At 39.6% G+C, this 17779-nt stretch carries 5 protein-coding genes; 3 read left to right on the top strand and 2 right to left on the bottom strand.

All coding sequences use genetic code 11. The features are described 5' to 3' along the window. Nucleotides 1–45: 45 nt before the first annotated feature. Complete coding sequence (locus tag ASL19_RS10000; protein ID WP_057178219.1) at nucleotides 46–6507, top strand: non-ribosomal peptide synthetase; 6462 nt, start codon at nucleotides 46–48, stop codon at nucleotides 6505–6507. Between the two features lie 77 nt (nucleotides 6508–6584). Here the strand turns inward: ASL19_RS10000 and ASL19_RS09995 are convergent, their stop codons facing one another. Together ASL19_RS09995 and ASL19_RS09990 are read right to left on the bottom strand one after the other, a co-directional pair. After that, nucleotides 6585–6803: an MbtH family NRPS accessory protein gene (locus ASL19_RS09995; protein WP_006276683.1), complete on the bottom strand. Its 219-nt coding sequence runs from the start codon at nucleotides 6801–6803 to the stop codon at nucleotides 6585–6587. A gap of 67 nt (nucleotides 6804–6870) precedes the next feature. Beyond that, nucleotides 6871–7635, bottom strand: coding sequence for an SDR family oxidoreductase (locus ASL19_RS09990; RefSeq protein ID WP_057178218.1), 765 nt, complete (start codon nucleotides 7633–7635; stop codon nucleotides 6871–6873). 116 nt (nucleotides 7636–7751) lie between these two features. Between ASL19_RS09990 and ASL19_RS09985 the strand changes: the two genes are divergently transcribed. Both ASL19_RS09985 and ASL19_RS09980 read left to right on the top strand, forming a co-directional pair. Continuing rightward, nucleotides 7752–8330: an aspartyl/asparaginyl beta-hydroxylase domain-containing protein gene (locus ASL19_RS09985; protein WP_057178217.1), complete on the top strand. Its 579-nt coding sequence runs from the start codon at nucleotides 7752–7754 to the stop codon at nucleotides 8328–8330. A gap of 263 nt (nucleotides 8331–8593) precedes the next feature. Beyond that, nucleotides 8594–17743 carry a non-ribosomal peptide synthetase gene (locus ASL19_RS09980; RefSeq protein ID WP_072149121.1) on the top strand — a complete coding sequence of 3050 codons (9150 nt, stop codon included), beginning with the start codon at nucleotides 8594–8596 and terminating at the stop codon, nucleotides 17741–17743. Nucleotides 17744–17779: the final 36 nt, after the last annotated feature.

The following is a 17779-nucleotide window of genomic DNA, read 5'->3' as shown; positions in this document are numbered from 1 at the left end:
TAACTCTAAAAAATTTAATTTTTCTTTATTACAGGAACTAAATTTGTGAACCAGATATTACCATTATCAATAAATCAAAAAGAAATCTATGTTGATCAAATCATGTCCCCGGCTAGTTGCCATATGCATATAGGCGCAACTGTGACTGTTCGTGGGATTTTTGATCGGCAAATTCTTAATTACGCGATGAGCAAAACAATTGATTGCCATCCAGGACTAAAAACAAGAATTTATGAACTTGATGGCGAACCTTTTCAAACTATCGCAATTCATACAAGTAATCATATTCCCTTTATTGACTTTTCTGGTCATGACAACAGTGATGAACAGGCTGAAAATTACATAAACCAGGAATTCATCAAACCCCTTACTTTTGGTGAAAATGCTCCCTTAGCTGACTTTCAGTTGATTAAGGTTTGTGATGATAAGCATATAGTTTACGCTAAGTATCATCATGTTATTACGGACGGTTGGGGAGCAGCAATATTCTTTCGGGAAGTTATTAAAACTTATAATCAAATCCTCCAAGAGGGTAGGGAAGATCAAGAAACAAGAGACTGGGTAATCACAGAATATATAGAGGAGGAAACAAAGTATTTAGCATCGGATATTTTTATGCGGGATCGGCATTATTGGCAACAACGGCTCAATAATCTATCCCCGATGATTTTTCACCCTATCAAACAACCACAAGAACTTGATGGAAAAAGGCATTCTATTTACATTCCTCGTCACCAGTATGATCAAGTTGATGAGCTTTGTAAAAATGTTAAATCAAATGTGTTTCATTTTATTTTAAGCTTAATTGCTATTTACGTAAGTAAACATTATCTAAAAAATGATGTAGTTGTAGGTTTATCTTTATTGAATCGCAGTAAAAATATTTTTAAAGATGCCATTGGAATGTTTGTGAGTACCATTCCCTTTAGACTGGAAGTCGAGCAAGAAAACACAATTCATCAATTATTAGACAAGATTCGTTACTCATTGCGTCAGGACTATCGCCATCAAAAGTTTCCTGTAGCGGAAATGAAACAGCTTTCTGGGTTAAAAGCTACCAGCAAGCAGCATTTATTTGAGGTTTTTCTTTCTTACGAAAGGCACGACTATGCTGACAATTTTCTTGGTACAAAAACTACATGTGTTCCTCTTTATAGTCAGCAACAAAAAGTCCCCTTAATTATTTACGTGCGAGAATATGAAAAAACTGACGATGTAAAAATAGACTTTGACTATAACCTTTCTTATTTAGATGGGGAAGCAGTTGGGGAGATAGTAAGAAGTTTTGAAACTTTGTTTACCCAAGCTGCTACTAATTTGGAAATCTCGATTGGCGATCTTGCCATTTGTGATTCAGAAACTATAAACATAAGCCAACCGGACTCTCCATCAACAAAATTCTTTGCCGATGATACAGAAACACTGGTTTCTGCTTTTGAAAAGGTCGTTTCTCAATACCCACAAAATCTAGCAGTTCAATTTGATGGAGAACTTTATAAAAAGTTTCTTAGCTACACAGAATTAAATGATCAAGCCAATCGATTGGCCAATTACTTAATTAGTCAGGGGGTAAAACCAGGATCACGGGTGGGGATTTGTTTGGAGCGTTCTGAACAGATAATAGTTGCAATTTTGGCTATCATAAAAACTGGATCAGCTTATGTTCCCATTGATCCCCATGCTCCCAGTGTACGTCGCCAATTCATTGTGCAAGATAGTGGCATGACAACACTAATTACAGAAACATCCCTAATAGCAGAATTAGTCACTGAAAATATCAGTACCCTTACCATCGAATCAATCAATTTAGCACTTGCTAAACAGGCAAATACATTACCAAGAATTAGTATTAAGCCAGATTTTCCCGCTTATATTATTTACACTAGTGGGTCTACGGGAACTCCCAAGGGTTGTGTTGTTACTCACAAAAATGCTATTCGTCTAATGCGTGCTACAGAACCTTGGTTTGGATTTAATGAAAAAGATATTTGGACTCTATTTCATTCCTTTGCTTTTGATTTTTCCGTATGGGAATTATGGGGTGCCTTACTATACGGTGGCAAGGTAATTGTCGTACCTTTCTGGTTAAGCAGAAATCCTGAAAAATTCCGAGAATTTCTCAGCACCGAAAAGGTAACAGTGCTCAATCAGACACCTTCAGCTTTTTACCAGTTGATTCACGCAGATCAAAGTAGCGTACAGGATATATATCTACGCTATATAATGTTTGGTGGCGAAGCTTTAAATATACAAAGCCTACAACCCTGGTTGGAAAGGTATGGGGATAAAAAACCCTACTTGATCAACATGTATGGTATTACAGAAACTACCGTTCATGTTACCTATCGTCCTATTACCCGTCAGGATTTAAAAGTTAGGGGAAGTTTTATAGGTAAGGAAATCGCCGATCTTCATATATATCTCTTGGATGAGAAATTATCACCTGTAGCTGATGGAATTCCCGGAGAAATTTATGTAGGCGGTGCGGGAGTAACTAATGGTTATTTGAATCGTCCTGCTTTAACAGCAGAAAGGTTTTTGCCCAATCCCTTTGGGAGTGGAAGAATGTACCGTAGCGGTGATTTGGCCAAGAGATTACCTAATGGGGATTTAGAGTATTTGGGCAGAATAGACCAACAAGTCAAAATTCGCGGATTCCGCATTGAGTTAGGAGAAATTCAAGCAGCTTTAATATCTCATTATCAAGTACGGGAAGCAGTAGTTATTACGGATGAATGGGAGGAAGAAAAGCGTTTAGTTGCTTATTATGTCCCAGATGAGTCTTCACCGACTGCTCATGAATTGCGTCAATACCTGAAAAATAAGTTGCCAGATTATATGATTCCCGCAGCTTATGTTAAGCTAGAGGTTCTTCCCTTGAATGTCAATGGCAAGGTTGATATTAAGGCCTTACCCATGCCAGATTGGAATTTGTTAAGGGTAGAGGAAGACTACATCGCTCCTCGCAATCTGGATGAAGAAATATTGTGTACAATAGTGGCAGAAATTCTTGGCTTGCAAAAGGTTGGCATTGATGATAATTTCTTTGAGATAGGTGGGGATTCTATTTTGGCTTTACAAGTGGTTGCTAGGGCCAAAAATGCGGGTTTTTTAATCTCTGCTGGAGAACTATATGAGTTAGCAACGGTTCGTTATTTGGCTACCAAGAAAGCTATAATTACATCTGGGGATGGGGTTAAGAAACTTCCTAACATAGGTTCTGCTCTGGTCTCTGATGCTGATAAACTGCTTTTACCACAAGATGTGGGAGATGCTTATCCCCTCTCTAGTTTACAGAGTGGAATGCTATATCATAGTGAATTAGATCCTGATTCGGCAATTTTTCATCAGATTTTCACTTTTGATCTGCAAATAGGTTATTCAGAATTGGCTTGGAAGCAAGCAATTGCCGATATTTGTTCAGCTAATCCGGTGTTAAGGACTTCCTTCCACTGGACAGGATATAGTCAACCACTGCAAATGGTGCATGAACAGGTGGAATTACCTTTAAGTGTTGTTGATTTGCGGGGTTGTGATAATGCTAATGAACAAATTAGGGAATGGATTGAGTTAGAAAAGAATCACAATTTTGATATTACTCAAGCACCCCTTTTCCGCTTGCAAATTCACAGAGTTTCTGATCTGAAACTGAGTTTTAGTTTTAGTTTTCATCATGTTATCCTGGATGGTTGGAGTGTGGCAACTTTATTAACACAATTATTAAGGCGTTATGTGGAATATTTGGCCACAGAAAATTTGCCACCACTACCAGTAACCCAAATTAGTTACAAGGATTTTATTGCCCAGGAACAAAACGTAATTACTAATCATACAGTACGTGAATTCTGGTTACAACATCTCAGGAATTTACAAGTCACTTTCCTGCCACGCTTAAGTACAAATACGGCAAAAACTACAGCAGCAAGTCATCAAAAACGTCAGCTCAAACGTATGTCTGTTCTTGTTGATACAAAATTAGCAGAAAAGCTGCGTCAAATTACTAAAAATCTCGGTGTTCCTTTAAAGACATCTTTGCTAGCCTTGCATCTGCGGGTTCTTTCCTTTATCACTGGACAAAAGCAGGTAGTTACAGGTAATGTCATTAATGCTAGACCGGAAACTAGTGGTAGCGAAAACTTACTTGGCTTGTTTGTTAATACTATACCTTTCCGCTTAGAATTACCGCAAGGTAACTGGTTAGACTTGGTGCGAGCAGTTTTCCGCTTGGAAACGGAAATTCTTCCCCATCGTACATTCCCACTCGCTGAAATTCAACGGGTTCTGGATCAGCGCCCTCTGTTTGACGTGGGGTTTAACTATGTTCATTTCCATGTTTATGAAGGACTGCTCAATTTGCCACAAATTCAGGTTGAAAATGTGGATATTTTTGAGGAAACAGATTTCCCCTTCTTAACGGAATTTTGTTTAGTACCTGGAAGTGCAGCGCTACAGCTGAATTTGATCTACGACACCCAACAATTTGCAGACACACAAGTTGACCAGTATGCCAACTATTACCAAGCTGCTATGTTTGATATGGTTACCAATCCCCAAACACCATATCACAGGCGATCGCTCATTTCTAGCCAAGAGCGCCAACACCTGATTCAAAGTGCTAATCAAAATCTGAAAGACTTTGTATCCTCCCAAACTCTGGTTTCTGCTTTTAACCAAACTGTTGCCAAACATGCTAATAAAACAGCCCTAGTCTATCAACAAACCAGTCTCAGTTTTGGAGAATTGGAAATCCAAGCCAATCGTCTGGCCCATTATCTACAAGCTAAGGGGATAGGACCGGAAACACTGGTAGGCCTATGTTTAGAGCGTTCTGAACAATTAATTATTAGCATATTGGGCATTTTGAAAGCTGGTGGTGCTTATGTCCCTATTGATCCGGCTTATCCTAGCGATCGCCTGGAATTTCTCTTCCGAGATAGTGGAATTATGCTTTTAATTACTCAAAGATCAGTGATTTCCCAACTACCAGAATGTGGAGCTGAAATGATTATTCTGGAGGATATTGCTGAAGAAATAGAGCAGGAGAATTCCCAAGCTCCAGAAGTTAACATACTGCCGCAAAATGCAGCCTATGTAATTTATACTAGCGGTTCCACAGGTCAACCCAAGGGTTGTATAGTCACCCATGCTAACGTAATACGTTTGTTTAACAGCACTGAAACCTGGTTTAACTTTGATAGTGAAGATATCTGGACCTTGTTTCATTCCTATGCTTTCGATTTCTCCGTGTGGGAAATGTGGGGTGGTTTATTATATGGTGGTCAAGTTGTAGTTGTTCCCCATTGGACAGTGCGCTCACCCAAGGAGTTTTTGCAAATGCTGGCAACACACAGAGTTACAGTATTGAATCAAACACCTTCAGCATTCAAACAACTTATTTCCGTTGTCCGCCAAAAGCCAGAAAAATTATCCTTACGCTATGTGATTTTTGGTGGTGAAGCCCTGGAATTAGCCGACCTACAACCCTGGATTGACTTATATGGTCATACCCAACCAGAGTTGATTAACATGTATGGTATTACAGAAACCACCGTACACGTCACCTATAGACCAATTACCCAGAAAGACATTATCAATAATCTTAACCATCGTCCCAGTGTCATTGGTCAGTCAATTCCCGATTTAGAGCTTTATATCTTGGATGAGAATTTAGATCCCACACCCACAGGAGTTACAGGAGAAATTTATATTGGCGGTGCAGGGGTGACGAGGGGATACCTTCAACAACCAGGACTCACCGCACAAAGATTTATTCCCCATGCTCATAGACCCGGTAGTCGGTTATATCGTAGTGGAGACCTAGCTAGATATTTACCCGATGGAGAAATTCAATATCTCGGACGTGCTGACCAACAAATTAAAATACGTGGATTCCGGATTGAACTGGAAGAGATTCAATTAGTAATCACTAGCCATCCTGATGTCAAACAAGCACTAGTAGTATGCCAGAAGTCTCCCACCGGTGAGAATCGCATAGTTGCTTACGTGATATTTAGTGGTGTGGCACAACCCCAAAATGACCTAGGAAAGTTTTTAAAAACTAAACTGCCTGATTATATGGTTCCATCAGTTTTTGTGCCAATAGAGACCATACCTTTAACTATCAATGGCAAAGTTGATTATGCTGCACTGCCAGTACATAATTGGAACTCAATCAAAAAGGATTACATTGCTCCCAGGAATGACCGCGAGGCAACTATTTGCTCCTTGATGGCATCACTGTTAAAATTAGAACGAGTGGGGGTGGATGATGATTTCTTTGAGATTGGTGGAGACTCTCTGTTAGTCACCCAGTTAGCTATTAGTTTGCGTCAAACATATGACACAGAATTTCCCTTACCGGAGCTATTTACTCATCGCACCCCGGGAGAAATTGCACTTTTAGTAGGAGATGAATCACCTGCACTACCAGAAATAGAAATCCCCAAAGCGTCGCGCACACGCCGTTCCGTCACCTTAACTGATGATGGCATCCTGTCTAAATATTAATTACCTTTACTGGGGCGACCACCTACCCAAAACTAAAAGTTTTGGGTAGAATTGGGCAGATATTTACTGAAATGAAACTAAGTATTAACTTTCTCCATTGCCTGTCTTAGACTTAAAGGACGCATGTCAGTCCAAACCTCCTCAATATAGGCTAAACATTCTGCTTTATTTCCCTCTTTACCTGCTGCACGCCAACCTAATGGTACTTCTTTCCATTTAGGCCAAATGGAATATTGTTCCTCATGGTTGACTACTACCAAATAAATTGTACTATCGCTTTGCTCGTTGTTATACATTTTACCGTCTTCTAGTATCTATTAACCACTCACATTTTACAGAATTTTTCCTGTCTTAATTTTTTGGCTAAAATCTGGCTCCTCCATCCACATCTATAACACTGGCAGTAAAATAGTCACACTCAATAATAAAACGCACTGCTTGCCAGATTTCATAAGGTTCAGCAATACGTTTCAAGGGTATGCTTCCGGTCATATCAGCTAAAGCTGTGGGTGATACTCGGCTCAAAATAGGAGTATTTGTTAGTCCAGGAGCTACACCTGCTACTCGAAAACCGAAGGGAGCTAATTCTAAAGCCCAGGTGCGTGTATCTGCATCCAGCCCTGCTTTTGATGCGCTATAATTGGATTGTCCAGGGTTTCCTGATCTAGTTACAGAAGAAATATTGACGATCAGTGCTGGAGAAACATTTTGCTCGATAGCTACAGCAGCAAACTCCCGGGCCATGAAAAAAGCACCCGTCAAATTTACATCAATCACTCGCTTCCATTGTGCTGTTGGTAATTTTCTGAGCCAGCCATCCTCATCTTGTGTAACTAATAGACCATCTCTAAGAATGCCTGCATTATTGATAAGGGTATTAGGATGGCCGATTTTTTCACAAGCAGCAAAGATAAATTCTTTAACATTTGATTCATTTGCTACATCCAATTGTAAGACATAGATCTTACCAGGTAATTCTTTGGCCTCTAACTCCAGGCTTTTTAGCCCTTCCATATCTACATCTCCACCAACCACTGTAGCACCTGCACTGGCTAGTTCTAGAGCAATGCAGCGTCCGATCCCACTAGCAGCACCAGTTACTAAGCTCTTAGTATCTTCCAATTTCATTCCCAGATTCCTTAGGGTCTTTGTTTTAAAATTACCTCAAAAATTATAGTTGACTTTTTAAGACACAATGTGGTACTTTTACTTCTAGCAAGAGATAAAACCGTAACCTAGTTCATATGTTTTTCAATCCTGCAATTTTCCCATTTACTTCTGCTTTGGAGGCAAGTTGGCCTGATATCCGTAAAGAACTGGAGCAATTACAGCCAGCAGACTTCATAGATTGGCCCGAGAGGAATATCTACAACCATGGTTGGGGGGTACTAGGACTATACGCTTTTGGACAAAGGTTAGAAGAGAACTGCAGGCTTTGTCCAAAAACGGCTGGAGTTGTGGAAAATATACCTGGCATGATAACAGCTGGATTCTCTTCTTTAGCTCCAGGGACTTATATAGGTCCCCATTTTGGCGTGAGCAAAGCAGTTCTTCGCTGTCATCTGGGTGTGGTTGTACCTGATAACAATTGTGCTATCAGAGTGGATAAGGAAACTAAAAATTGGCAGGAGGGGAAATGCTTAGTTTTTGACGATACTTACGAACATGAAGCCTGGAATAGATCTAATAAAACGCGGATTGTGTTATTGGTAGACTTTATGAGAAGCAACCCCACTTCCGAAGAACTAGTGACAGGCGATCAGAATGTTGACCATGACTATTGGATAAATATCCTTAGACAAAAGGATGTAAATTTAAAGTAAGTAAGTCGGCGGGGAAATTTATAACTACGTAGCGAAAGGTTAAAAAAGGCAAGAGTTGTTAAATTTAATAGGTTTTGTACTATTATTCCAAGGGTTTTGGGCTACACCATTAAACTATTCCTTTAGATTAATTGTCAAAAAACCACAACATTCTCCCCGATTTCTACACCAAATCTCCCCTAAATCTTCACCAGTTCTTCGATATTATCTTAAGGGAAGCGACTACTCCTTTCTAATTGTAACGAATACTAATCACTTAAACCATGGAAGTTTACGTATTGCCCCTGTCTGTAAGTCAAAAACAATTTTGGTACCGGGAAATAATGTTTACGGGCAATACGGCCTATCATATTCCCATAGGGTTAAATTTATTGGGTGACCTAGACTTTACTCTTCTAGAGAAATGTTTTCGCTACATTATCAATCGTCACGAAATTCTCAGAACCACTTTTGCGCTAGAAAATGGTGAACCTGTACAGTTGGTTCGTAGTGAACAACAGTTTCATTTACAACATAGGAACCTAGAATTGCCCCCGGAAAAATGGTCTGATTATGACCGATTACTAACCATTAAAAAAATCTTAGAGGACGAATCTCGTCAGTTGTTTGATCTAATTAAAGGTCCATTGTTGAGAGCAACGCTCTATAAAATATCAAATAAAGAACATATCCTTTTAGTCAATCTTCACCACATCATTAGTGATGGTTGGTCTTTGGGTATATTCATTCAGGAATTAACTCAGTTGTATGTTTCCAGGGCAGAAATTTCATTACCCGAACTACCAATTCAATATGGAGATTACGCCGAGTGGCAAGAGACCTATTTACAAACACAAAGAATTCAAGATCAATTAGCATATTGGCAAAAGAAATTAGCCTTACCATTACCGATTCTAGATTTACCGTCAGATAAAAATCGTCCCGCCTTACAGACCTTTAGTGGTGCAGTATTGCGTAAAACCCTACCCAGGGATTTAATAGATTCCTTAGAAGCTGTGGCCGCAAAAGAGGGGGTTACATTCTTTATGGTCACATTGGCGGTGTATCAAATTCTCTTGTTTCGTTACTCTGGACAAACGGATATTATCATTGGTACTCCTTGTGCTAATCGCAACAGGGGTGAATTGAAAAATTTGATTGGTTGTTTTATCAACACCCTACCCATAGTTTGCAGTTTAACGGGTCAACTTTCTTTTAAACAGGTGTTGCAACAAGTGGCCTCAACCTGTGTGGAGGCTTTTGCTAATCAAGAAGTTCCATTGGAAATAATAATTGATAAACTGAATATCACAAGGGATCCTGCCCACTCCCAGGTTTTTCAGAGTCTTTTCGCTCTACAGAATGCACCGATTGAAGAAATTAAGTTACCTGGGTTGACGGTTCAACCTGTATATTTAGATAACGGGGGAGCCAAATTTGATCTTAGTTTAATGCTAGAACCCACATTTGAAAAAGGATGGATAGCCGCATTAGAGTATAATACAGATTTATTTACAGCCCATACAGCCGAGGATATATTAAGACATTATGAGCAACTTTTAAGTGCAGTTATTGGGAACCTCGACACTAAAATTGATACTTTACCTTGGCTAAATACAGAAGAAAGAAGAGAACTGTTGTCTTTTGGATCTAGTGCCAGTGATCAAGAAGTTGAAGCGACAAATTTAGTTGATGTTTTTAGTCATATAGTAAACACTTATGGGGAAAAAGTTGCTCTAATTGAATCAGAAAGGACATTAACTTATCAGAAATTAAATCAGATATCAAACCAGTTGGCAAGTCACCTAATCGAAAAAGGAGTAGGCGCAGAAACCAGAGTAGGAATTTTCCAAGAACGTAGTCTGGAATTAGTAGCTTCCATCCTAGCAGTTTTAAAATGTGGTGCAACTTATGTTCCCTTAGATCCCCAATATCCAGCAGAGAGACTCAACTTCATAGCCCAAGATAGTGGTATTAGGTTGGTAATTACCACGGAACCCTTAAGAGCAAAAATTCCCGGGGAAATACCAGAACTTTTGTTAATTGACACCATGAAACCTACCAACCAATTGGTGCATCCAATCTCGAAGATTTTCCCGGAACAAGCAGCCTATATTATCTACACCAGTGGTTCCACAGGAAAACCAAAAGGCTGTTTAGTTACTCATAAAAATGTCCTCCGATTAATGAGAAACACTCAAAAATGGTTTGAGTTTAATGAGAAAGATGTATGGACAATGTTTCACTCATTTGCCTTTGATTTTTCAGTGTGGGAAATGTGGGGAGCATTATTGTATGGTGGTAAATTAGTAATAGTTCCCTATCTTGAAAGTCGTTCTCCCCATGATTTTAGACAGCTTTTAGCAACCCAACAGGTAACCATTCTCAATCAGACCCCTTCAGCTTTTCGTCAACTGATCAGAGCTGATCAAGAATTCACCCATCCTTTGAATAATTTGAGGGCAATTATTTTTGGTGGAGAAGCATTAGAACTGCAAAGTCTTAAACCTTGGATTGAACGTTATGGTGATAGTCATCCCAGGCTGATTAACATGTATGGAATCACGGAAACTACGGTTCACGTTACTTATCGTCAAATTTTGGCAGAAGACATTTTAGAAAACCGTGGTAGTGTAATTGGTATACCTATTCCTGATTTGTGTCTATACATACTAGACAGCTATTTTGAACCGGTACCTTATGGAGTTGCTGGGGAAATTTATGTAGGAGGAATGGGTGTGTCAAGAGGATATCTAAACCGCCCTTCTTTGACAGCAGAAAGATTTATTCCCAACCCTATCAGTCAAAAACCGGGGGCTAGATTGTATCGTACCGGAGATTTGGCCAGAAGATTGAGAAATGGTGATATTGAATATTTGGGACGTTGTGACTCCCAAGTGAAAATACGTGGGTTTAGAATTGAATTGGCGGAAATTGAAGCAGCTATAAATAAATTAACCCAAGTATCTGAATCTGTGGTCACTGTCCACTCAACCTCAGATCAAGACCGGAGATTAGTAGCCTATATTGTCCTGAGAAGTATAAATAATAATGAAATTGATAGAAATGAATTAAGGAAAGCTCTAAAGGAGAGTTTACCTGATTATATGGTTCCAGCAGCTTTTGTATTTTTAGATGCCATACCTTTGACCAATCAAGGCAAAATTAACCGTGGAGCTTTACCCTTACCCGATTGGGATCAGTCAACCACAAAAAGGAGTTTTATCCCTCCTGAAACTGATGCACAAAAGGCGTTATGTCACATTTGGCAACGGGTTTTAGGTATAGAAGAGATTGGCATTGAGGATAACTTCTTTGACTTGGGTGGTGACTCCATTTTAGCGTTGCGGGTGATCACAGAAATGCGTTCCCAAGGTTGGATATTAACCCCTAAGCAAATTTTCGAACAACAAACTGTCCAGAGATTGGCCCTGGCAATACAAGAACAAACCGATCTGCAAAGTTTTGCCGCAGCTGAAAATAATAATATACCCACAGGTGAAGTTCCCCTGAGTCCAATCCAACAGTGGTTTTTTGATCTCAAACTTTCTAATCCCCATCATTGGAATCAAACCTTGTTACTACAGGTAGATCCTTCTTTGCAGGTGACCCAAGTAGCAACAGCAATCAAGGTGGTTTTTGCCTACCACGATAATTTCCGACTTAGGTTTCAAAAGGAGTCGCAAGGTTGGCGGCAATTTTATGTAGAGAAGGATCAAGATGATGGATTTCCTTGGGAGGTAGTTGATCTGGACTTAAAAAGTGAAATTGAGCAAAATTCAATCATGAAGGAGGTCAGGGAAAAAAGTGAAAAATCGCTAAATTTGACCGAGGGACCAGTTTACATGGTAAAGTGGTTCAATCTGGGAGCGAATCGCCCGTCACAATTATTGATTGTCATCCATCACTTGATTATTGATGGTGTGTCTTGGAGGATTTTGCTACAAGATTTAGTTGACGTAATTGGTGGCAATAAACTGTCTTTTAAGACTACCTCGTGGCAAAAATGGTGTGAGTTCATACATGGCTATGTCAACTCCCATAATATTCAGAGTGAAAAGTTGTTTTGGCAAAACACCCTGGCTAGAAAATCGGCAAAACTACCGTTAGATTTTCCTGAGTCCCTAGCTGAAAATCTAGAGTATTCTGTGAGCACAGTTAGTTGCCAATTGACAGCAAAAGAAACTCTAACTTTGCTGACTACAGCTAATAAAACCTACCGGACTAACCCTCAGGAATTATTAATTGCTGCTCTGGGAAAAACTCTGGCAGACATAACCCAAAATTCCTACGTCCAAATTATGCTAGAGGGTCATGGTAGAGAGGAATTATCTTCAGATTTAGATGTTACCCGTACTCTGGGTTGGTTTACTACTCTCTACCCCGTGAGTTTGGATTTGCCAAAAGGTGATTCTCAAACGGAAGCTATTAGAGAAATTATTAAAAGTGTCAAAGAACAATTGCGTGCTGTTCCCCAACGTGGGTTTGGTTATGGAATTTTAAAATATCTTGATCAGGAAACAAAACCGTTGTTAGCATCAGCAGTTGAAATCAGCTTTAATTATCTTGGTCAAGTGAGAAACGAGGGTGGTGCTAGACATAAATTTTTTACCCTATTAAATTCTCAAGGATTACCTACCAGAGATCCCCAAGCTACACGTCCCCACATCATTGATGTTAATGCTATTGTTGTGGAAGGAGAATTGCGTATTGACTGGTTATATAGTTCTAATTTGCACCAAGCATCAACTATTAATCGCTGGGTGTCTGATTTCAAGAGTAATCTCCTAAAAGTCGTGAACTTCTGTACAGAGGTGGGTGTGGGTGAGTACACACCTACAGACTTTACTCTTGCGCAACTTAACCAGTCAAAATTGGATATTTTGCAAAATCAATATCCCCATTTAGAAGATATTTATCCCCTTTCTCCTTTGCAGCAGGGAATGCTGTTCCATGCCATCTATGAACCAGATCAAGGAATTTATTTTGAGCAAGTAACTGGGAAGATAATTGGTAAATTGGATGTTGATAAATTTGCCTATGCTTGGCAAGTCATTGTAGACAGACACCCAGTTTTACGTACTTGTTTTGTTTGGGAAGAGCAAGATCAACCCCTGCAAATTGTCAACAAGGGAACTGGATTTTCACTGATTTATAAGGAGTGGCGCGACCTATCCCCTGCACAACAGATAGAGAAAATGGGCGAATACTTAGTGAAAGATAAGGAGCAGGGATTTAATCTCAATGATAGTCCTCTGATGCGATTTACTCTTATTTGTCTGGACGATTCCACATGGCAATGGTTGTGGAGTCATCATCATATTATTCTTGATGGTTGGTCATTACCAGTTATTTTTAAAGAGGTACTAAGCGTATACCAATCAGCTACTGAAAGAGTTCCCCACTCCTTGCTACCTGTTCCTCCCTACCGACATTATATCCAATGGCTAACAGGTCGTGATCAACTAAGGGCTAAACAATTTTGGCAAAAATATTTGGTAGGGATTTCTACTGGTACTCGTTTAGCCTGGGAAATTCCTGACCTAGAAAATAATTCCAGTGCATATCGAGAGGTAGAATTACGATTAGATGACTTAGAATTTGATCTAGTGCAAAAAATGGCCCAGAGTCAAAGGTTAACGCTAAATACAATTGTTCAGGGTGCTTGGGCAATGTGCTTACAAAAGCATGGTGCAGGTGAAGATGTGATGTTTGGTGTAACTGTTGCTGGTAGACCGCCAGAATTATCGAACATGGAAAATATGGTGGGACTTTTCATCAATACTTTGCCAATGCGAGTGAAAATTGACCCTAGTCTATCCCTTACTGATTGGTTGCAAAATATTCAACAGCAACATTTGGAAATGCGAGAGTATGAATATAGCAAATTGGCTGATATCCAAAAAGATTTGAATCTAGCAGGTTTAGCTTTGTTTGAAAGTCTGCTGGTGTTTGAGAATTATCCTGTTGACCAAAATTTAAAGAAACAGTTACCGGATTTCAGGGTTGATGACATTCAATTCTATGAAAGAACTAATTACCCGTTAACTGTGGGTGTCATTCCTGATCAGGGGTTGTTGTTAAAGCTAAACTATCAAACAAAGTTTTTGTCAGGTAATGCTGCGGAAAAGATGATATCACGTTTTCGCCATATCATAGTCAATATGGCATTTAAACCGGAACAAACACTGGCGAAAGTTCCAGCTTTGTCAATCTCCGACAGGGAAGAATTAACCACTTGTAATCAAGGTAATACCATAATAGAGGGGGGGTTTAAAACTGCTCATCAGTTATTTGAATACTATGCTGATCTCCAACCTGATTCCATTGCTGTGGTTTGTGATGAGTATAGCATTACCTATGGTGAGCTGGAAAACCGTGCTAACAATCTAGCGACTCAACTGGTAGATACTGGCATTGCTCATGAGTCCATAGTTGGGTTGTATTTTGACCCTGGTATTGAGTATATTATTTCCCTATTGGCAGTATTAAAAGTTGGTGGAGCATTTTTACCTTTGGATCGTAGTTATCCTGATCATAGGCTAAGATTTATTATAGAAAATAGTCAAGTATCAGTAATATTGACTAACAACATCATAGGATTGCCATTACAAGAAAATCTCCAAGTCTTAGATATTAGGAATTTGGAATCAAAGGGGAATCATCCCAGGTTGAATTTAAAGGTGAGACCGGAAAATTTGGCTTATGTAATTTATACATCTGGGTCTACTGGTAATCCAAAAGGTGTTTTAGTTACCCACTCTGGAATTCAAAACCTGGTGCAATGTCAGACAATGAGTTTTGGTGTCACAGCAAAAAGTCGTGTCTATCAATTTGCTGCTTTGAATTTTGACTCTGCTATAGCGGAGATTTTTATGTCCTTGGGTAGTGGGGCTGTGTTATATATACAATCCCAGGCACATCGTTCTCCTGGTTCCGAACTGTGGCAGAAATTAACAAACTGGGAAATTACCCATGTCACCCTTCCTCCATCGTTAGTAGCATCAATTGATACCCAAGACTTGCCTCGATTACAGACCTTGATTTTGGCTGGAGAAGCTGTTTCTGGAGATTTGCTACGGCGCTGGGGTAGAGGGCAACGGAGATGTTTTAATGCTTATGGACCCACAGAGGCAACAGTGTGTGCCAGTTTAATAGACTGTACCCACTTGCTTGGGGAACCAAGTATTGGCAAAGGAATCCCCAATGTGGAAATTTACCTTCTGGACTCATTTTTAGAGCCAGTTGTTCCCGGTGTGATCGGTGAAATTTATATCGGGGGCATTGGTTTAGCACGTGGTTATTTACAACGCCCTGGTTTGACAGCAGCTTTATTTATTCCCCATCCCTTTACCAAAACACCAGGATCTAGGCTTTATAAAACTGGCGATCGCGCTGTTTATGATCCAGAAGGCAACATTCGCTTTATAGGGCGTTATGATAATCAAGTTAAAATTAACGGTTATCGTATAGAGTTAGGAGAGATAGAAGCGGCTTTAACTAAACACGAGGCTGTAGAGAGTGCATTAGCTGTACTGCGGACAGATTTAATAGGACGTAATCGTATTCTGGGATACGCTTTGATAAAACCAGTGGAGGGTAGGGAACAACCAAATGATTTAAAAGAACACCTGGCCAAAATATTACCTGATTATATGATTCCGGGTGCGGTCATAGTGGTAGATGAATGGCCCCTAACTCCCAATGGTAAAATAGACCGCCAGAGGTTAGCAACACCCGATTTTTCAAGTACGGAAGTCATACCCAAAACGGATATAGAACAAATATTCGCCCAAATTTGGATAGAATTACTGGGACTAGAAACCGTTAATCCGCAGGATAATTTTTTTGAAATGGGGGGAGACTCAATTATCAGCTTACAAATGGTAACTCGCGCTCGTGCAGCAGGGTGGGAAATTAGCCCCAAAGATATTTTCGAGGGACAAACCCTTTCCCGCATAGCCACCAGGGCTAAATTGATGGAAACGCAAACGGAAATTGTTGAGCCTTTAACTGGGTTTATTCCCCTTTCCCCCATTCAGAATTGGTTTTTTGCCCAAAACTTTCTCCATCCCCATCACTGGAATCAGTCTGTGGCCTTGACTTGCAAACAACCCGTAAACACGGATGCATTAGTAGTAGCCCTACATACCTTGGTATCTCATCACGATATTTTCCGCATTGGGTTTGCCGAAAATGAAGGGGAATGGCAACAGTTCTATGTGGGTGAGGCCAAAAGTCCCAATGTGAAAATTATAGATTTTAGCCATTATTTACCAACTACCCACCTGGCATTTTTAAATTCAGCATTAGAAACAGAACATAGCAGTTTTAAACTTGACAGACCGCCATTAATAAGAATTCTCTGCGGTAGAAACTTGAATAATTATGGTGACGTGCTGTTTATATTTGCTCATCATTTAATTATAGATGCGGTGTCATGGCGTATTTTGCTAGAAGACTTAAATCAGGCCTACCAACAAACTATAGATCAACTAGACCAACTACAACAACCTAATTCCCCCCTTTCTCTACCTGTAAAAACAGCATCCTATAGGTCATGGACTACACACTTACACAGCTTGGCATCCTCCAAAATGACTCAAGATACTCCATTCTGGAAGGATATTCTGAATGCTGTAATTACTCCCCTACCTGTGGATAAGTCAGGCAATAATTCTGTGGATAGCACGGCAATTATATCCACTTACCTTACTGCAGAACAAACCGTAACACTGATAAAACAAGCGACTGTTACCTATCACGCTAGCGTGCAGGAAATTATGTTAGCTGCATTATTAAATACCCTCATCAGTATATACAAATCGGATCAGTGGCTGATTGACTTAGAAGGACATGGTAGGGAAGACATAGGCCATAACTTGGATCTTTCTAGAACAGTGGGGTGGTTTACCTGTCTTTATCCTATCTTGCTTAAACAACCAACCAATCCAGACAATCATGAAATTCTCCTCAAAGAGATTAAAAACCAATTACGAACGATTCCTCACCATGGAATTAGTTTTGGGTTACTACGTTATCTCAACCTAAATCAGCCTTTAAAAGAGAGTAAAAATGCTGATATTAGTTTTAATTATCTAGGTAGCCTGGACAGTCCATTAGGGGATAATCATAACTTTAGTGTCAGTGATGCTCCCGTAGGAGCAGGCGTATTTGCCTTACAACAGCGTACCCATATTTTAGCTATCAATGCCAAAATACAGGATAAGATTTTGCAAGTTGAATGGTCTTATAGTAGGAATATACATTATGATCAAACTATCGAGAATATAGCGAAAACATATTTACAAAGTTTAGGTTTGTATCTCACTAATTCCGATTCGGCTAACTCGTCATTTTATAGTGCTTCTGATTTCCAATTGGTGGATTTATCAGAAAGCGAACTTGGAGAGCTTCTAGAGGATTTAGAATGATTAAAACCTCCTGTAGATAAATAAAAAGCCCATTTA

The sequence above is a fragment of the Cylindrospermopsis sp. CR12 genome (genome assembly GCF_001432185.1).
Classification (GTDB): Bacteria; Cyanobacteriota; Cyanobacteriia; order Cyanobacteriales; family Nostocaceae; genus Raphidiopsis; species Raphidiopsis raciborskii.
The sequence above is the reverse complement of the archived record's forward strand: the minus strand, read 5'-3'. Positions and strand labels throughout refer to the sequence as shown.